Source organism: Clostridium sp. HCP1S3_C6, from assembly GCF_052066735.1.
GTDB lineage: Bacteria > Bacillota > Clostridia > Clostridiales > Clostridiaceae > Clostridium.
Window position 1 is genome coordinate 11,956 of the sequence record NZ_JBQHRN010000013.1, and the last position, 20,312, is coordinate 32,267.

16 protein-coding genes are annotated in these 20,312 nt (G+C 27.5%); 5 read left to right on the forward strand and 11 right to left on the reverse strand.

The genetic code is table 11. From position 1 onward, the window contains the following. Positions 1-75: 75 nt before the first annotated feature. From ACTNAO_RS06555 to ACTNAO_RS06570, 4 genes are all read right to left on the reverse strand, one after another. Positions 76-852: a hypothetical protein gene (locus tag ACTNAO_RS06555; RefSeq protein WP_441048058.1), complete on the reverse strand. Its 777-nt coding sequence runs from the start codon at positions 850-852 to the stop codon at positions 76-78. A 348-nt stretch (positions 853-1,200) separates the two neighbouring features. Further along, entirely contained in the window at positions 1,201-5,886 is a 4,686-nt protein-coding gene (locus tag ACTNAO_RS06560) for a carbohydrate binding domain-containing protein (protein ID WP_441027650.1), read from the reverse strand. Positions 5,887-6,517: 631 nt separating this feature from the next. Further along, positions 6,518-7,258 carry a YebC/PmpR family DNA-binding transcriptional regulator gene (locus tag ACTNAO_RS06565; RefSeq protein ID WP_441027649.1) on the reverse strand — a complete coding sequence of 247 codons (741 nt, stop codon included), beginning with the start codon at positions 7,256-7,258 and terminating at the stop codon, positions 6,518-6,520. A gap of 104 nt (positions 7,259-7,362) precedes the next feature. Continuing rightward, positions 7,363-8,058, reverse strand: a complete 696-nt coding sequence (locus tag ACTNAO_RS06570; RefSeq protein ID WP_441027648.1) for a MetQ/NlpA family ABC transporter substrate-binding protein — start codon at positions 8,056-8,058, stop codon at positions 7,363-7,365. 230 nt (positions 8,059-8,288) lie between these two features. Here ACTNAO_RS06570 and ACTNAO_RS06575 point away from each other — a divergent pair, with 230 nt between their 5' ends. Next, positions 8,289-8,603, forward strand: a complete 315-nt coding sequence (locus tag ACTNAO_RS06575; protein WP_441027647.1) for a metal-sensing transcriptional repressor — start codon at positions 8,289-8,291, stop codon at positions 8,601-8,603. Here ACTNAO_RS06575 and ACTNAO_RS06580 read toward each other — a convergent pair. From ACTNAO_RS06580 to cbiM, 3 genes are read right to left on the reverse strand one after another with little or no spacing between them, the layout of a single operon-like run. After that, positions 8,598-9,239, reverse strand: coding sequence for an energy-coupling factor ABC transporter ATP-binding protein (locus ACTNAO_RS06580; protein WP_441027646.1), 642 nt, complete (start codon positions 9,237-9,239; stop codon positions 8,598-8,600). The genes ACTNAO_RS06575 and ACTNAO_RS06580 overlap by 6 nt on opposite strands. Then, a complete protein-coding gene (locus ACTNAO_RS06585) occupies positions 9,236-10,057 on the reverse strand; it encodes an energy-coupling factor transporter transmembrane component T family protein (protein ID WP_441027645.1) in 822 nt (273 codons plus the stop codon). Before ACTNAO_RS06585 ends, ACTNAO_RS06580 begins: the two co-directional genes overlap by 4 nt. Then, entirely contained in the window at positions 10,050-11,048 is a 999-nt protein-coding gene (cbiM, locus tag ACTNAO_RS06590) for a cobalt transporter CbiM (RefSeq protein WP_441027644.1), read from the reverse strand. The genes ACTNAO_RS06585 and cbiM overlap by 8 nt, the downstream gene beginning before the upstream one ends. A 137-nt stretch (positions 11,049-11,185) precedes the next feature. On the opposite strand from cbiM, the gene ACTNAO_RS06595 reads away from it, so the two are divergent. Together ACTNAO_RS06595 and ACTNAO_RS06600 are read left to right on the forward strand one after the other, a co-directional pair. After that, positions 11,186-11,614: a ribonuclease Z gene (locus ACTNAO_RS06595; RefSeq protein ID WP_441027643.1), complete on the forward strand. Its 429-nt coding sequence runs from the start codon at positions 11,186-11,188 to the stop codon at positions 11,612-11,614. Then, positions 11,604-12,563: a DNA/RNA non-specific endonuclease gene (locus ACTNAO_RS06600; RefSeq protein WP_441027642.1), complete on the forward strand. Its 960-nt coding sequence runs from the start codon at positions 11,604-11,606 to the stop codon at positions 12,561-12,563. Before ACTNAO_RS06595 ends, ACTNAO_RS06600 begins: the two co-directional genes overlap by 11 nt. A 27-nt stretch (positions 12,564-12,590) precedes the next feature. On the opposite strand, the gene ACTNAO_RS06605 is transcribed toward ACTNAO_RS06600, so the two are convergent. The 3 genes from ACTNAO_RS06605 to yunB all read right to left on the reverse strand — a co-directional run bounded on the left by ACTNAO_RS06605 (position 12,591) and on the right by yunB (position 15,850). Further along, complete coding sequence (locus ACTNAO_RS06605) at positions 12,591-13,241, reverse strand: YigZ family protein (protein WP_441027641.1); 651 nt, start codon at positions 13,239-13,241, stop codon at positions 12,591-12,593. Positions 13,242-13,293: 52 nt separating this feature from the next. After that, positions 13,294-15,081, reverse strand: a complete 1,788-nt coding sequence (gene hflX, locus ACTNAO_RS06610) for a GTPase HflX (RefSeq protein ID WP_441027640.1) — start codon at positions 15,079-15,081, stop codon at positions 13,294-13,296. Positions 15,082-15,199: 118 nt separating this feature from the next. Then, positions 15,200-15,850 (reverse strand): sporulation protein YunB, encoded by a 651-nt coding sequence (yunB, locus tag ACTNAO_RS06615; RefSeq protein ID WP_441027639.1) that lies wholly within the window; start codon positions 15,848-15,850, stop codon positions 15,200-15,202. Positions 15,851-16,098: 248 nt separating this feature from the next. On the opposite strand from yunB, the gene ACTNAO_RS06620 reads away from it, so the two are divergent. Continuing rightward, positions 16,099-18,618, forward strand: a complete 2,520-nt coding sequence (locus tag ACTNAO_RS06620) for a transglycosylase domain-containing protein (protein ID WP_441027638.1) — start codon at positions 16,099-16,101, stop codon at positions 18,616-18,618. 49 nt (positions 18,619-18,667) lie between these two features. On the opposite strand, the gene ACTNAO_RS06625 is transcribed toward ACTNAO_RS06620, so the two are convergent. Continuing rightward, a complete protein-coding gene (locus tag ACTNAO_RS06625) occupies positions 18,668-19,501 on the reverse strand; it encodes a YcdB/YcdC domain-containing protein (RefSeq protein WP_441027637.1) in 834 nt (277 codons plus the stop codon). 260 nt (positions 19,502-19,761) lie between these two features. Between ACTNAO_RS06625 and ACTNAO_RS06630 the strand changes: the two genes are divergently transcribed. Next, positions 19,762-20,301 carry a helix-turn-helix domain-containing protein gene (locus tag ACTNAO_RS06630; protein WP_441027636.1) on the forward strand — a complete coding sequence of 180 codons (540 nt, stop codon included), beginning with the start codon at positions 19,762-19,764 and terminating at the stop codon, positions 20,299-20,301. Positions 20,302-20,312 lie beyond the last annotated feature (11 nt).

The window sequence follows — 20,312 nt, forward strand, 5'->3', positions numbered from 1 at the left end:
TACCAATTTTTATTTTTGTGGATTATTTAGTTAAATTTACTCTTGCCAGACATCACTTCCTTTGGTATAGTTAAGTTAGTTGTATGCTGCGGTATGCATATCAATTATTGATATATCTTCTGTTGTTAGTTGTTTGGAAATGCTAGCTAACAAATCAGAGGATATATTTTTTTGTTTCTTTTTTATTTCATTTTTATTTAAGAAAAAATATTCATAAAGCTGCTTTATAAAATCCGCTATCTGTTCCATTAAATAGTGGCATTTTTGAGCATTAGCATTATATTCTTGTGCTATACTTGGTGCTGAGCCTTCTTTGTAACGAATTATATAGTCCCAGTTATATTCTTTGCATCTATTAATTACTTTTTCAGACACATAAAGTCCATCTGCAAGTATACAAATAGGAAGTCTAGGATATGCCTTTTTTAACTTTTGTGAAAGGCGTAAAAATGCTTTGCTTTCGCAATCTTGTTTTATTTCCTCATCACTAAGTTTTTTTGTTGAATACTCAGCATCATTTTCAATAGGTTCAGTTGCTATGCTTGCTATAAGACTATTTCCAAAATATATTTTCGCTTCTAAAACGCTTCGGTGATATCTTGTATATTCCTCAGCTGTTCCACGATTATAGCACCTTTCAAGATAATTATCATTTTTCTTTTGAAGACCTTCATCGAGCTCTGTTCCTAACATAACACGATTTGAATAATCAATATAGCTTGAATCACGTGGATCGGCTACCTCATTAAATCTATTAAATAGCCTTGGATAAAACTTTTTTTGAATACTCAGACATTCTTTTATTGGATTTTTTTCTAACTTATTTTTAATTCTTTGTTCTTTCCTTCCCATAAGCCCTCCTGTGAGACAAAGTTTTTCTTTTATTTTACTTCATCACACGGGAAATGCGTAGATTTCTATACAATTTAATGAGAATTTTTTTACCTTTCAGTTCTGTTATGTTACAATTCAGTTTTATATCCCATGAATATTATTCTGTAAAGAAGATTTTTCTTAAACACATAAATCTATAACTATCTCCCAAAAAATCCACAAAAATAAATACTCATATATTCTAAAAATAGGATAAAATTAAAAGGACTAACTCCTGTATAATACAGAAATCAATCCTTATTAATGTTTAATTAAGCAAAATAATACTTAGTGTAAAAAATTAGTTGCTTTTTTTATATAGATATATTAATCAATTTTTCTTATTTGTCCATATGAGTAAGTATATGTTCCAGTTTCATTAAAATAATAATTTCTACCACCATTACTATCCCACTGTCCATATCCATTATTAAAGCATGCAACAAGTGATTTTTCACTTCCTAGATCTATTTCTGCTTTATATTTATACCCTTCAATATCCATGGAAGGTGTCATCTTAATTCCTGGTACTTCTGTCCATTTACCACCTATTGAATAATGAATATATGGATTATCATATCCATTATAATATATTGTAATTATATTTTTTGCTTTTTTCTCTACTGTTATTGTCTTTGTGACTTTTACTGGTAAACCTTGAGATTCTCTTGCATATGCTGTTATAGTATATACTCCTTCTTTTTCAGGTTTCCATGTTACTTTATTGCTTAAAGATTCATTTAGAATACTATTTCCATCAACATCTAAGTAATAATAATTTGTTCCTTTTCCACCTGTAGTATTTATTGTAAATTCTGTTTCTTGCCCTAACTTAATTTTATCTCCAAGACTTGATATAACAGAAGTTATTTCTAATGGTTTATATTCTTTTACTGTAAAATCTATACTCTTAGTTGCTATCTTTCCAGCCTCATCCTTTGCTGTAACTGTAACTGTGTAATCACCTATTTCTCCAAAATATCCTGCATATGCATTACTTGTATGATATGGTCTCAAATTTCCTGACTTACCTGTAGTATGATTTACATAGTCAAACTTATATTGAACTTCTCCACTTGCATTTACAGTATTAGCAGTAATTATATTTTCATTTCCTGATACAAAACTACTTCCAAGTTTTGATGTAAGTGATTCTATTTCTAAATTCTTTTGTGGTTTCTCTATCTTTGTTATTACTCCATTACAATAAGTATAATATCCTGACTTAAATTCATAGTCATTTCCACCATTATTATCCCATTCACCATTACCATTATTAAAACATGCAGTAATATTTTTTTCATTACCTAGTTCTATTTCCATCATATAAGGATATCCTTGAAGATCCTTTGATTCTGTCATTTTTATTCCTGGTGCATTTGTCCAAGATCCATTTCCTATTTTGTAATGAATATAAGGATTATCATAACCTTTATAGTATATTACAGCTTTTTTCTTTTCCTGTGGTTTTCTATTTACTACTAAGCTATCAATATGAACGTTTCTTGTTTCTTCTACCAGACCATCACTATCTCTGCTTAATATACCATTATTATAATAAATGGATATATCATATTTTCCTTCTACATCTGGCTTAAAGATAATATTTCCATCACCTGTGACTAAAAGATCATTATATTGCGCACCAATTAAATGATTGCCACCAAAAGAAGTTGCAGTAAATGTTGTATTTCTATTAAATTTAGGAGTAATAACTATATAATCTCCTACATATATATTAGATTTTTTACTAATGGCATATCCTTCATATTCCACTTTTGGTACAACTTTTAAGTTGCATGTTTTTGTAGCTATATTACCATCACCATCAATAGCTTCTGCTACTAAAATATAATCTCCACTATCATTTGGAGTAAACCATGCCTTACTATAATGTGACAGCCCAGTAGATATTGGAACTTTATTTCCATCTTTAATATAATAATATGAATATGTTGTTGTATAATTGTTTAATTTAGTTTTAACTTCTAATTCACAATATTGCCCTACACTTACAGTTTCTCCAGGATTACATTTAAAATCTGAGATAACATCTTTTTCATTATTAACAGTTATTTCACAAGTTTTACTTACTTCATTTCCTTTTTCATCTTTTACATAACAAATAAATTTATACTGTCCCTCAAGTTTAGGTGAATAATACATATAACTACTAGGAGAATAATCTTGTATTAAATTAAATTCATTATTTAAATAATATCCAAACTTATATTGAATTTGTCCACTTCCACCTGAAATATTTATATTAGCATTAATAGAATCTTTTATATTAAATATATTTTGCTCTACATTATTTTTAACAAGAGTAAATTTGTCAATATTAATGTCTGCATCAATTACCTTAAAGTTAACTTTCTTAGTTGCAATTAATCCACTATTATTATCCTTTACTTGTGCTTCAAATACATAGTCTCCAGCCTCTCTAGGATAGTAATATGACAAGCATTGTCCATTACTATTGTAAAAATATAAACTAGTGTACTCTTTTCCATCTTTATATATAGTCGCAGTAGTATCTATTGAATTTTGTGGTCTATTAGCTTTAATAGTTATACAGTGACTTGAATTAACTTTTAATAATGAATTTTCAGCAAGTGAAATAGATTCTATTTGTAAATTTGATTTTACTTCAAAATTCTTAGTTTTCTTAAGTGACTTATTAGTTTTTTTGTCTGTAACATTTGTAGTAACACTATATATTCCTTCTTCTTTAGGTGTCCATAATGCTGAAGTTGTTTTACTTCCATTTAATGTAACTGAAGAATCACTACCTAGCTTCTTTATATCATATGTAACATCATAATTACCAGATCCATTACTAATATATGTACTTAATCTAGTTGAAATTGTAGGTTCAATAATATCGTTACTTGAAATAATATCATTAATTACCAAATCACCTTCTGAAATATTTGTTACCTTTCCATTATCAATAACATATGTACCTCTACTAAATACATAATTAGCCTGATTATTATTATCCCAATTATTTTTGCCATCATTAAAACATGCTGTAACTATTGCATTCTCTGGATATGAAGACATATCTAATGTATATTCAAAATCACCATAGTTACTAGATGATCTTTCCATTTCTTTTCCTGGCAATGCAGTCCAAGTATCATTTCCTACTTTAAAATGAATATACTCTTTATCTGCATTTGATTTATAGTATATTTTTAAAAGATTTTTAGAATTATTAGATTCATAATTATATGTTGTAGCTTGTGAACATACACCTAATGAATTGTATGATTTTACAGAATAAACACAAGAATTTTTTTCTGGTGCAATAGCATCAAATGATGTATCTTGTACATTTCCAATTAACATATCATCTTTGTAAACCAAATAACCTTTAGCATCTTTTGAAGCATTCCATGATAATTTCATGTTTCCATTATTATTTATTAATGATAAATTAGTTGGAGCTTCAACTGAGCTTTCATTAGTACAAATTGTTATTTCAGGATTATCCTTTGATAATGATATTTCATTTGCTAAATAAGAATCATATTCCTTATTAGAATTATCATCAATAATCTTAATATTTTTAACTGTTAAAATATTATTATCATCTGGACTTGGATCACTAACACTTATCTTAAATCCTCTTTTTAATATATCTTCTGAAGTAACATCTCCATAAATATTTTGAAGATCATAAACAAATGTACCATCACAATAGCCATTATTACCTTCATAATTAGTAGTCTTTCCTTCGTCTCCAGAAAAAGGATCACAAACAAACTTTTTTCCACTTCCATCATTTGCTGTTAAAACTACTTTAGCATCAGAAGCATCCTTATTATTAAGTGTTAAAGATAAATATATACCTCTTCTTTCTGATTCTTTTTCAGGAATTACACCTATAAAAATATTAGAGAATGTCCTTCTATACTCAGGATCGTATAAAGTTTTATCTTTATTATAATTAATACTATCTTTATTATTAGCTGCAGATACTTTATTTAAAGCATCATAGCTAACCCAATAAAATCCATCATTTCCATAACCAGTTCCCCAAGAATTAGCTATTTTAAATGCTCCTTTTTCACACTCTTCAACTTTACCATCATGATTAATATCAAACCATATGTCGTCATTATAGCCAACAACTGTCATTTCATGTGGTCCAGGTGCATACTTTGTAATTATTTTTGTTACAATTACATCATTTATGTATTTATTATTTTCAGGTACTTCATTATTTTTTTGTATACGCTCTTCTGCAAAATTACTTATGTCTGTTCCAAAAGCAAGAACATGTCCTTCTGCAAGGGCATACTTAATAGGATTTAAATCTTCATCTTTTGGCCCAGTAATATAAGTCTCCTCATTATCATTTAAATAAACAGCATAATCATCTTTTATCCTATGCTTTAAAGCATTTCTCCAAACATCCTCAGTTGGAAAATAACTTGAATAATAATTACCAGAATCATAGTTACCTTCTTTATTAATTGGTGCATAATCTAATGTAGCAGTACCATAATACTTTAACCCATAATTAAGTCCTCTAAATTCAGAACTATTTTCACTACTTGCCATTGGTATGCTATAACTCCATCTTGGCGAACATACATTTTTATCTTCTTTGGCTGAAGTGTCATTCATTCTATTGAATTCATAAGTCATAAGGTAGTATATGTTTGCATAATACGTACAAGTTCCGCCAACTTGTGTTACTATATTAGGAAAATATTTAGAATTACTATTATCCACAAATGATGGATACTCATATTCATCAGCTGACTTTAACATATTCTGATATTCTTCTGATAAATGATATGAATCATATTTACTTTTTGCATATTCCTCCATAGCAAGCACTTGAGAAGCTTCATCTTCATGAACCATATCTACATTTGAATTTTCTTTTACCTGTAAAACATCATCTGAAGCCTTTACTTGCCTTGAAGGTAAACATGTAAATAACATCAGCGAAGCAATACAAACTGATATTTTTGTTATAATTGTTTTTCTTTTCATATTTTTTCCTCCTTTTCTAACATTTTTATTATACATATATATCATGTACATTCCCAATTTATTTATCGTTTACATTTTATTTATTTTGTTAATATTTTATTAACATTTTATTTGTTTTTATAATATTCCATTAATAAATATTATGATATAAAACTTTCTGAAAAGAAAACTAACAATTAATCTATACACTTTACTTTAATTAGTTTAGAATGTAGTTTTAAATTTAAAACACAAAAACCACCTCCTACCCTTCCATAGAAAATGGTTTCCAAAACTCTAGCTTAAAGCTATTATTCCATATCAATTATTACATCTTTCATATTTAGATTTTTAAATTTTTGTTTTAATTGTTCATCAAATAATGTCACATCATAATAATGATACCCTATGTAATGGTCAATACATTCTTCATCTAATATAAGGATAATAAAGGCAAACCTAACAGATAACTGAGGAACTGCCCCTTCCTACAAGCAACACAAAAGAATTTTAAAAGTTTCATAAATTTGTCAGTAACAAAAAAACACCTTCAATATTGACTACTATGTATATCAATATTGAAAGTGTCTTTAAATAAATTTGTATATCATTATCAAATGATTTTTTCTAGTTCAGAATACCTCTAATCGCCCTATTCTTCCCATCCTTCAGGGAATTCAGCATTGTGATAAACTTCAGTCACATCATCATCTGCATCAAGAAGATCTAACATTTTTTGGAATTTAGTAGCATCTTCCTCATTAATTGCAGTATATGTATCTGGTATCATCTTAACTTCTGCTTCTAAGAATTCTAATCCTTGATTTTTAAGATTTTCGCATACTGAAGTAAAATCTTCTGGAGTAGTTGTTATTACAAATACTTCATCTTCATCAGCATTAAAATCTTCTGCACCAGCATCTAAAGCCATCATCATTACTTCATCTTCGTCTTTATCTTCTTTTGATATTACAATTTCACCTTTTTCTTGGAACATGAAACTTACGCAACCTGAGTTACCCATATTTCCGCCACCTTTAGTGAAGGCAGATCTTACGTTACCTGCTGATCTATTTTTATTATCAGTAAGAGTTTCAACAATTACAGCAACTCCACTAGGTCCATATCCTTCATATACTATTGTTTCATAATTTACTGAATTCATATCTCCTTCAGCTTTTTTTAATGCTCTATTTATATTATCATTAGGCATATTAGCTGCCTTTGCTTTAGCTATAACATCTCTAAGCTTTGCATTATTGTCAGGGTTTGGTCCCCCTTCTTTAATAGCTATAGCAAGTTCTTTACCTATTCTTGTGAATATCTTTGCTCTCTTAGCATCTGCTTTTCCTTTTTTGGCTTGAATGTTATGCCACTTTGAGTGTCCTGACATGTTGATTCCTCCTATCTTAATATCTTTAAACTTAAACATTAATATTATACAATATTTTTCTTGAAATTACAAAAAAACTAGGCAGAAACCTAGTTTTAATTGCATTAATTATTCTTCCAGCCTAGTTTTTCTCTAGCTGCCTTAATATCTTTTACTATTATTTTTGCAAGCTCAACTGGATCAGTATTTACAATCATTTTTGAGCCAAAAGGCTCTGCAACACAATAAGCATCTATTCTTTTTTCATATAATGCTACTGGCATTTCAGTAGGTGCAAGTTCTACTATATTTACATCATCAAAAGTCATATTTGCTTCTTTAAGCATTTCATATACTAAAATATTATGAGTTGAAAGTTTATTAGGAATGGCTATTGTTTTTCCTTTTAAATCTTCTACTGTATCAATTTCATTTTTATTTGCAACTACAACATTACCATCAGTATGTCCTAAGCATACTGCACTAATATTAACTCCTGAAGATTTAGCCTTCATTGCAAGTTCTATAAGTGCTGATGCACCATCTATTTTTCCCGAATTTAAGGCTTCCATAAGTTCAGGCCATGAACCAAACTTCACAAGTTCAATATCTTGTCCCATTTCTTTTTGTAATTCATACAATGGTAGTGCATGGGTTATTGGAATGTAACCAATTTTTACTTTTTTACTATTACTTGTTTCACTTTTATTGCATCCCATAAATGAAAAAGAAAAAATTATACACATAATAATCATCATAATGTTAATTATTCTCTTTCTTTTTTCATTCTTATGTAGGTTACTATAATTAGTTTTTATCATATTTGTTCACCACCACTTTATTTTTCATATATAAATAGTATGTTTTATATGTTTTGATTGTAACTTATTTTGAGCATATGTCAATATTTTTCTAAAATATTTATTTTTTATATTTAATTGTTTATTATTACATGTAATCTTTTTGTAACAAAAATAACTATTTTTTTCTATTTACAATAATCTGATATATAATTAGTATGTTGTATTTTAAAATAAAGGATGATACAAAAATGGATAAAATAACAAAAGAAAATAATTTAAAATCATTAAATACAAAACATAATCATATACACAAGAATACAAAAGCTGTTTTAAACAGAATAGCTCGTGCTTCAGGACATTTACAATCTGTAAAAAATATGATTGAAGATGGGCGTGACTGCAGTGAAGTATTAATTCAACTTGCAGCTGTTATTTCTGCCCTTAATAATACTGGAAAAATAATATTAAAAGATCATATAGAACATTGCATTGTTCATGCAATTGAATCAGGAGATAATGAATCAATAAAAGAATTTGGAAAGGCTATAGATATATTTTTATAAAACAATAGTCCTTGTGCATATACTATTTGCAATAGATTTATCATGAGTTGCTAAAATTATTGTTTTCCCTATGTTATTTAAATTTGTTATTAAATTTTGTACAAAATCACAGGAATTATCATCAAGATCATTAAAAGGTTCATCAAAAATAATAACAGATGGATTTAAGGATATTACTGCTGCAATAGATACTTTTCTTTTTTCTCCACCACTTAGATGATATGGAGCCCTATCTTTTAAATGTTCTATTTTTAAAAGTTTTAAACAATCATCAGTTCTTTTTTGAACTTCCTTTTCTGAAAGTTCCATTTGTCTTGGACCAAAAGCTATTTCATCATATACATTTCCATTAAAAAGCATGCTGTCTGGATTTTGAAAAACAAATCCCACTTCTTTATGAAATTTTTTAGAGAATATCTGATTTTTCATAGTTTTTTCATTAATAATTTCATTATTAAATGTATATGTTCCCTTACTTGGATATAATATTCCACTTATTATTTTAAAAAGAGTGGATTTTCCAGAGCCATTGGGACCACTAACATATACTGATTGTCCTTTATTAATTTTCATATTTATATCCTTAAAAACTTCTACTCCATCATAAGAATAAGATATATCTTTTAAATCAATCATAAAATAACCTCCATATATATAAATATAGCAACAATAAAAAATAAATAAAATAAAGATATTAACAAATATTTTTTAATTATTCCTTTTCCTTTTATTTTATATTCACCTGTAAAACCTCTACATATCATAGCCTCATACATTTCCTGTGACATTTCCTTTGATTTTATAAAAGTAACACCTAAAATTCCAGATAATGACTGTTCTTTTCTTTTATTTACTCCTACAGATCTTAATTTTAATGCATTTAATATATCAAGGCTTAAATTGCCCAATAAAACAATATATTTTAATGTAATATCTAAAATAAGTATAAATAAATCAGGACATTTAAAATGTTTTAAAGCTGATGTTATTGCATTAAAAGAATATTTGCATGATATACTTGAAACTGCTGTTGAAATACAAAATACCTTAACATTTATTAATATAAAATTGTAATATGACTTGTATATAATAATTGATGGTATAAGTATAACTATTGAAAAAAGAACTGCGGTAAAAGATACTTTAAAGGTTTTTATTATATCATTTCCATCCATAAAAGCTATTTTAATTAAAATTACAGCAATAATAGTATAAGAAAAATATATGTTTTTAGAAATACTTAATAAAATTATTGTAATAAATGATAAAATCATTTCATAAAAAGCTTTATTATAATCTGATTTTTTTTTGTTGTGACTGCCTTTAATTTTAGAAAGCACCTTAAAAATACTTAAGATGCTTTTATTTATGTAACTGTCCTTGTCATAATTAGTTTCATACTCTTCATTTTTTAACCATAATGGCATATTATCTTTTTCTTTTAACTTATCCATTATTAATATCCCTTTTTAATGAACCTATTATTTTAAATATTATAATTAGTATAGTAGTCCCTATTATAGCCGCCAATATATATCCAAAAACTGGCGGAATTGAACCTACCACATAATCTGGCATTAAAGAAGTAAAATCGAAACCATTTTCCATACCTTTTGGAATAAACCCTAATTCAGTACCTGATTCTGATACCTTTGATATTTCATCAATTCCCCATTCTCCCCAAGCTGTTCCTTCACTTAAAAGTCCTAATGGTGTAAGGAGAACCAAAACTCCTAAAAGTATTAATAGAGGTTTATATTTTACTTTTTCTTCAGAATCTTTATATATTATTTCTTTTGATGTTCTTTTTATAAAACTATATATTGCAAATGTAAATGCTGCTTCTACCACTCCTGCTAGTATTAAATGAGGCAGTACAATTGCTGGAATTGATATGGACAATCCATATGGGCAATACATAGGATTACCAAAAGAATCCTTAAAAAGAATAGGCTGAATTCCAAATTCAATTGCAGTAATTAATGAAGCTAAATTTAATCCAACATAAGCTCCAACTATAATTCCAATTTTTTCACCTAACTCAGATTTAATTTTTCTTTTTATAAAATTACATGTATAATATCCTGTAAAAGGTAGTATAAATGCCATGTTAAAAACATTAGCTCCAAAGGCTAATATTCCTCCATCTCCAAAAAGAAGTGCCTGAATAAATAAAGCAATAGATACAGATATAAAAGCAGCCTCTGGTCCTAGTAAAAGTGCAATAAGTGTACCTCCTACTGCATGTCCTGTAGTACCACCAGGAAGTGGAACATTAAACATCATTAAAAGAAATGAAAAAGCAGCACCTATACCCAAAAGAGGAATCTTTTCTCTAGGTATATCCTTTTTTACTTTCTTAACAGAATGAACTAAAACTGGTGTTACTGCTATTGCCATAACTGCACATGTTGATGGACTTAAATAATTATCTGGTATATGCAAATTTATCACTCCTAAAAATTTCTTACAATAATGGTAAAACACTAAAATAAATTGAACAAGCCCTAGGGGGGGTTAACTTATTATATAGATTGCATTAATTATTTAATATATAATTATTAATAAAGGAGGTTTTTTTATTGAAAATTATAGTTTGCATTGATAAAAATAATGGAATGATGTTTAATAACAGAAGACAAAGTCAGGATAAAATTTTAATTGATGATATTATAAAGGTTACTAAGGACAAAAAACTTTATATGAATGAATATTCTTATAGCTTATATAAAGATGAAAAATGTAAAAATATTATTGTATGTGATGATTTTCTAGACAAATGCAGCTATGATGATTTTTGTTTAGTGGAAAATTTAACCTTAGCTACTTATAAAAATAAAATAGACACAATAATTATTTATAATTGGAACAGAGATTATCCATCTGATTTTAAGTTTGAGATAAATATTAAAGATAATAATTGGACACTAATAAAATCAGAAAATTTAAAAGGTAATTCTCATGATAAAATAACAAAAAACATATACAGGAGGAATAATAATGAAAAATAAGTTTACCAAATTACTAATTGTAATTCTTGGATTTTTCCTATTAAGTAATACTTATATTGGTTGTAACAATGCTCCTAAGAACAATACATATGCTTCAAAAGAAGAAGCCTCCAATAAAGATACTGATTCTTCAAAAAATACTAATACTAATAATTCTATTGAAGCCTCAAATATTCCTAATTATTCAGGAAACAGCTACATTGAAATAAATAACAATAAACCTCAATTTTCTGATTCTGATTTAAATACTAATTCCTTTGAATCATATAGTGAACTAGATTCTCTTGGAAGATGTGGTGTAGCCTTTGCTAATATTTCAAAAGACTTAATGCCAACAGAAGAACGTGGCAAAATCGGACAAGTTAAACCAAGTGGTTGGCAAACAGTAAAATATGATAATGTTGATGGAAAATACTTATATAATAGATGTCATCTTATTGGATATCAATTAACTGGTGAAAATGCTAATGAAAAAAATTTAATTACTGGTACAAGATATTTTAATGTTATTGGAATGCTTCCCTTTGAAAATATGGTAGCAGATTACATAAAGGAAACAAATAATCATGTATTATATAGAGTAACCCCAATATTTGACGGCAATAATTTAGTTGCAAAGGGAGTTCAAATGGAAGCAATGTCTGTAGAAGATAAAGGTGCATCTATTTCCTTTAATGTTTTTGTATACAATATACAACCTGGAATTACTATAGATTATGCTAATGGAAATAGTTGTCTTTCAACTGATGATTCCTCTAGCAATTCTAATAATAATTCAAATAACAACCCTTCAACCAATGGACAAGTTATTAGAGGAAATTCAAAATCAAAAATATATCACTGCCCTGGTCAAAAGGATTATGATAATATGGCAGATTCAAAATATCTTGTAAACTTCAATTCAGAAGATGAAGCAATTGCTGCTGGATATAGAAAAGCAAAAAAATAAGAAGGCTGTTTTAAGATAGCCTTCTATTTAATCAATTTCTTTAAATAATCTATTGTTCTCCTTAAAATAAATATCTTCCTCATCTTTGTTTATTTCTGCCTTTCCATTAGTAGCATTTATTATTTCTTTTTGTATATAATCTAAAGAACTCTTTTCTACTATTATTTTAAAGGATACTTTATCTGAATACTCTTCATTTTCCATAAACCAATTATTATTAGCACAAAGATATTGAATTTTTCCTAAAAGATCGTAATCGATTTTTATATTTAAGACTACACCAGTTACTTTTTCTACTATACCAGCTTTTTTAACTGCCATAGATGCACCTTTTTTATAAGCTCTTGTAAGACCGCCTGTTCCAAGTAGTATTCCGCCAAAATATCTTGTTACAACTATAGCACAATCTGTTATATCACTTTTTTTCATTACTTCAAGTATTGGTATTCCAGCTGTACCTTGAGGCTCTCCATCATCAGAATAGCGCTGAATTCCCATATTTTCTCCTATTACATAAGCATAACAATTATGCCTTGCTTGTTTGTGCTTGTCCTTAATTTGTGTAATAAATTCCTTTGCTTCTTCTTCACTTTCTACTCTTTTGGCATAACCAATAAATTCAGATTTTTTCTCTTCAAAGGAATCTTCACCAAAATTTCTTATAGTTGTGTAGGTCATAAGTTTAACTCCCTTCTAAATATTATTGCCTCTCCATAGTATTTTGCTTATATTATTCTATTAAATATTGTTTTGCTCTATTGTAATTTTCTTCATCTAATTCAACTTCAATAAATGTTCCATTATCTCTATATTCTTCTGATATAACTCTTCCATTCCTATGAAATAATGATACAATATCACCATTTGTATATGGAACCAAAAATTTACCTTTAATAAATTTATATGGAAGATTTTCTTCTATTATTTCTAATAATTCATTTAAGTTTAATTTTTGTTTAGCTGATATTTCTATTATTTTTTCATCATTTGCTGCATCTTTTATATTTTGTAATTGATCATTAGAGGCTTTATCAATTTTGTTTAATACAAGAAGTGTTTCCTTGTCTTTTGCACCTATTTCTTCTAATACAGTATTAACAGCTCTAATTTGATCTATTGAATCTTCTGATGATGCATCTACTACATGGCATAAAAGGTCAGCCTCAACAACTTCTTCTAATGTTGATTTAAATGCTTCTACAAGATCATGAGGCAATTTTCTTACAAATCCTACTGTATCTGTAACTGTTGCAACTCCTTTACTTTTTAATTTAATAGCCCTTGTAGTAATATCAAGAGTTGCAAAAAGCATATCTGCTTCAAATACCTTTTCCTTTCCTTGTGATAAATCACTAGGAACAACATCACATAATGTATTTCTAAGAGTTGATTTTCCTGCATTTGTATAACCAACTAGTGCGACCCTTGGAATATTACTTTTTGTTCTCTTTCCCCTCTGAACTTCTCTTATTTTTTTTATCTTTTTTAATTCCTTATTTAAATCATAAATATTATCATCAATTCTTCTTCTATCTGTTTCAAGTTTCTTTTCTCCTGGTCCCTTAGTTCCAATTCCTCCACCTGTCCTTGAAAGTACAAGTCCAAGACCTTGAAGCCTGCTTTTTCTATATTTAAGCTGAGCAAGTTCTACTTGTATTTTAGCTTCTCTAGATTTTGCTCTCTTTGCAAATATTTCAAGGATAAGAGTAGTTCTATCTATTACTTTTGCTCCTATAGCATTTTCTAAATTTCTAACCTGTGAACCTGAAAGTTCATCATCAAAAATTATTAAGTTTGCCTTTTCAGTTTGTCTAAGAGCTGCAATTTGTAATACTTTCCCTTTTCCAATAAAAAATGCTGGATCTATTTTGCTTCTACTTTGATATACTTTTTCTAGTACAGGGATATTGCATGCTTTTGCAAGTTCTTCAAGTTCTTCTAAACTTTCCTTTGTGTCAGAGCCTACAAGTATAGCTTTTTCAGATGTATCTTCAATTACATCATTATTTTTTATTAAGGTATCTATAAACGATACCTTTTCTAAAAAATTAATAGACATCATTTTATCTAATGACATTTTAGAACTTTCTTCTGTAATAAGTACATTATTACTAACCATTAATGTACCTATAGAAATATCTATTATTTTTCCTTCGTATATTCCTACTGCTACTATTGCATCAAGTTTAAGCTTCAATAATGCAGATAGGTCCATGGCTGAAAGATTAGAATATCCATTTGGATGAGTATGTATTATCCTAATACCAGATAATCTTTGTTCTCTTACATCTAGTATAGGAAGTTCTACTGATGTTGAATCACCAATTGAAACAGAAGTAACTTTACCTTTCCTATCAATGGCAACACTTACTTCCTTTTGTATATCACTTGATACTCTTGTAATTATATTAATAATATCCCTTGATGCTAATTCATCTTTATTTGTTCTTATTTTATATATTTCATCTAGTGCCTCAATAAAGCACTTTTTTATTCCATCTATATTACCGTTTATCATAAAGTCCTCTCCTTATGCATAGAAATCTATTTTCATTATTTTAATTCATAATTATATATGTAATTTTATACAACTACATTAACTTTAGCAACATTTACTACACTTTATTATAATATTTTTAATTATTTAAATTGATAGACGTGTCTGGAATTTTTCCAACTATTATTGTTTCTGCTACTGGTATTTGTGTTTTAACTTCCATCTCTTCACTTTTAAGAGGCATTACTATTTTTACATTACATATTACTATAAGATTTATTGTGTGTCTTGTTTGATTTATACCTGCACTTTCAAAATGGGATTCATATTCAATATTCATATTGCCTATTGGTTCTATCTTTATATTTATTTTGGGTCCTAAATTATAAAATGCTTTGTTTTCTGTAATCCATGTAAGAGGAATAGCAATCCCTACTTTTCCTATATCTTGTAGTTTCTTGTTACACTCTATATTTAATTTTGAAGCTAAATAATTAAGCTTTATGTTGTTTGTTCTAATAAGATTAATATTATTGTTACTATCCCTATCTATTATTATCATTTCATCATAATTAAATTCATTATTAAATAAATCAATAGCAGTTTCACTTATAGTACTAACAGTTTTAGCTGATACTTTAGATTTCGACATTTCTAGCACTGCTGGATATACTTTTCTATCAAAAAGATAAAGAAGAAAATTAATAAAAATTAAAATTGTGAAAACAACTATTATCACAAAAGTTCCATGTTTAAATTTATAATTTTTTGAATTGGTATAATATTCCATTTTTCACCTTTTTTGTTGAGTTATTGATTCAATAATATTATAATTATGCTATAATACTAAATAATATTATTATTTTTACTATGATTATTTATTAATATAAATTATTATAGTAATATATATTATAAGTATTTTCTTATAATAATGAATTAGACATATATATTTTAAAATTATATACATAATTATTATCATAGTAATCTATGACAATAATTATTATCATTAAAGATAAATATAAATATCAGGAGGTACCAATGCCCACAAAGAATAATAAACCAAGAAGGCCAGTTAAATACCCTCAAAATGCAGCTAGAAAAACAACAAACAAAAACGTTAAAAATTACAAGAAGAATGTAAAAAAATATAAAAAAGCACAAAAGAAAAAAAGCCTTATTGGAAGAATATTTAAATGGTCTTTTTTAACACTATTAATTTTATTCTTAGCAGTTACAGTAATTGGAGGAGGCTATGTTTTTGCTATAATAAAAAGCACTCCTCCCCTTGATGTTGAAACTGTATTAAGATTAAGTGAACCTTCATCCCTATATGATAAGGATAGCCAATATATAGATACTATTCATTCAGAAATATCTAGAACAGTAATAAGTTTTGATCAGATGCCTCAGCACCTTAAAGATGCTTATGTTTCAATAGAAGACCAAAGATTTTATGACCATAAGGGAATTGACCCTAGAAGAATTTTAGGATCATTTGTTACAGATATAAAAAAAATATTTAAAAAACAAAATAGCTTTCATGGTGGTTCTACAATTACTCAGCAGCTTCTAAAAAATACTACTCTTTCAAATGAAAGTAGCAAATTAGAAAGAAAAATCAAAGAAATATGGCTTGCAACTAATCTTGAAACACAGCTTTCAAAGGATCAAATATTAACACAATATCTAAATACTATACCTGTTGGAGGAATATATTTTGGAGTTGAAGAAGGTGCTAAATATTACTTTAATAAAAGTGCATCACAGTTAAATTTAATTGAATGTGCTTACCTTGCTGGAGTTACACAAGCACCTACTACTTATAATGCTTTTATTGAAAAAAATAAAAAAGACCCAACACCTTATTTAAATAGAACAAAAACTGTTTTAGGAAAAATGAAGGAACTGGGAAAAATAACTGATGAAGAATATAATACAGCTATTGCAGATTTAAATGCTGGAAAATTACAATTTAATTATGATCAAGCTCAAGTTGATTATTCTCTTGACTATGAATGCTATATTGATCCAGCCCTTGAACAAGTAAGAGAAGATTTAAAAGCAAAATATAAGTATACAGATGAAGAAATCACTAAATTATTTGCAAATGGTGGACTTCAAGTGTATACAAATATGGATAGAAGCCTTCAAGATGCTACTCAAGAAATTTTAAATAATACTAAAGTTAACGGTTATACAAATAACGGTAATTATGTAAATCCAGATTCCTATAAGCAAAATACAGAATCTTATGAATTTCAAGCTTCAGCAACTGTAGTAAATTATAAAACTGGCGAAGTACTAGCTATGGTTGGTGGACGTGGAAATGAAGTTGCTAAAGGATATAATAGAGCATACTACCAAAGAAGATCTCCAGGTTCAACAACTAAACCTATTACTGCTTATGGACCAGCTATTAATGAAAAAACTTTAACAGCAGCATCAATTATTGATGATTCACCAGGTGATGATATTCCATCAATAAACAAAGGTTCTTTCCTTGGTCCTATATCCCTACGTGAAGGACTTAGAGAATCAAAAAATGCAGTTGCATCAAGAGTTGTAAATAAAATTGGAAAGGATACAGGACTTTACTATGGCGAAAAATTTGGCATAAAATACAGTAATACCACAAAGCAAGCAGAAGCGTATCAGTATTTAGCTCTTGGGCAATTTGCCGTAAATTCCACTGATGCCGATAATAATACTGTAAATGATGGTACTAATACCTATATTATGGCTGCTGCTTATGGAACTTTTGGAAACAATGGTGTATATACTACTCCAAAATTATATTCATCAGTTAAAGATTCAACTGGTAAAACAATATTAGAAGCACCACATACACAAGAACAAATTTTCACACCTTCAACAGCATATATTATGTATGATATGTTAAAAGGATCACGAGAATTTACAGGTTACAATGCACAATTTGGAAATATTCCAACTGCAGGTAAGACAGGAACAACAGAAGAATGTAAAGATTTATGGTTTACAGGTTTAACTCCTTACCTTTCAGCTTCTGTTTGGCTTGGTTATGACAACAACTATAGTATGTATGACAATGATTCAAATACTGCTGCTTATGTTTGGGCTCAAATAATGAAAATAGCTCATAATGGGTACCCTGACAATGATAAAACTGATGTTCAAAAACCATCAGAATTAGTTGAATGTACTATTTGTACAGATTCTGGCAAATTACCTACAAGTGGCTGCCCTACAAAAGTTGAATATTTTGTTCCAGGAACAGAACCTACTTCTTACTGTGGTTCTGGTGGATATAGTTCATATGGTCAAAATAGTAATTCTAGAAATGAAAATACCACACAGAATCAAGATGTTCAAAAACAAGAAAATCAGGATCAAGATAATAATCAAAATACTGAAACAAATACAAACAACAATCAAAATAATAATATTGAAAATAATACCAACTCCACTGAACATAATAACAACCAAAACAACAACAATGCTAATGAAAATAATAACAATAATAATCCTGATGATAACAATATACCAAATAATAATCCAAACACTACAAATAAACATTAAAAAAAATCCTGCATGTTGAAATTAATCATGCAGGATTTTTTTATGCATTTTAATATGATGTAGTTGTAATTGTATCTTTTGAATTGTTTATTATTTGGCCACTTTCAGTTGAAATAAAGTATTTATTCTTAATTTCATTTTCATCTGCATTTTTTGCTATTACAGTTACAATGTAACATAATTCCGATTCTGTCTTATCTTTATTTACAGCATAAGCTTTAAATGTTTCATCTTGTACATAAGAATTATCTATAGAATTTGTGCTATTAAATTGATCTATTGCTATTTTTTTTGCTTCTTCTCTTGATATATTTATACATACGTCCTTAGGACTTCTTTGAATTGAATAATTTGAATATCCATCAAGACTTCCTTTGCTTTTATCTATATTTATAATTATTTCATCACTATAAAAAGGATAACCATTTAAATATTTAGTAAAAATAAAAGTATAATATGGTACACTTTCATCTAAAACTGGAGCTTCCTTAAAAAATACATCTTCATTAAGAATTGTTTTTACATATTTTTCAGCTACATATTTAGCATCGTTTATACTAATCTTTTCATTAATGGATTTTGCTTCTCTGTTTTTAAATCCAATTACATTGTCATCAGTATCTACCTCTATGTCATAATTATTAGCATTAATTTTATAGTATGCCTTTACATTTATTCCATCTGTTTTTTTTACACTATGATATTTTATTTTATCTATGTTTTCCTCTATTGTAATCATATTGTTTTCATTAAGTTCTTTTAAAAATTTCTTTGCTGCTAAAATTTCACTGTTAGATTTATACACATATATAACTATACCTATAACTAGACACATTATAACTATAATAGCAGAAAGTATAAATTTAGCTTTTTTACTATTCATATGTCCTCCCTATTGTCATTAATCAAAAATACACATTTTAATTTTACACTACATTTAAACGATTTTAAAGTATTTTCATTTATATTTTATTAAAATATTAAAATTAACTTATATAGTAAGCAAAAATTTTGTAATATTTTATTGATTTTTTTTGTACATGATATATAATATTGTTTAGTAATTTTAAACTTTTTGTTTAGTATAATAAAAAAAAATGTATTATTTTTGGATTTCATACTAATAAATATTAAGGTGATATAATGGATATTGGCGAAAAAATCAAGAATTTAAGAATTCAAAAAAATTTAACTCAAGAGGAACTTGCAAATAGATGTGAATTGTCTAAAGGCTTTATTTCTCAAGTGGAAAATAACATAACTTCTCCTTCTATAGCGACATTAATCGACATTTTAGAAACACTAGGAACTTCATTACAATTATTTTTTAATGAAAAAGATGAAGAGCAAATAACATTTTCATCTAATGATATGTTTGAAAAAGAAAATCATGATTCAAATTATATTATAAAGTGGCTTATACCAAATGCTCAAAAAAATATAATGGAACCTATCATATTAAAGCTTAATCCTGGAGGGATTTATGATATACATGATGCCCATGAAGGCGAAGAATTTGGATATGTTTTAAAAGGTAAAATTTCACTTTACTACGGAAATGAAAAATATATTTTAAAAAAAGGAGAAAGCTTTTATTATAAACCGTCAAAAACACATTATATTAAAAATGATAGCAAGTCTTCTTCAGAGGTTCTATGGGTATCAACTCCACCATCATTTTAAATAAATATTGA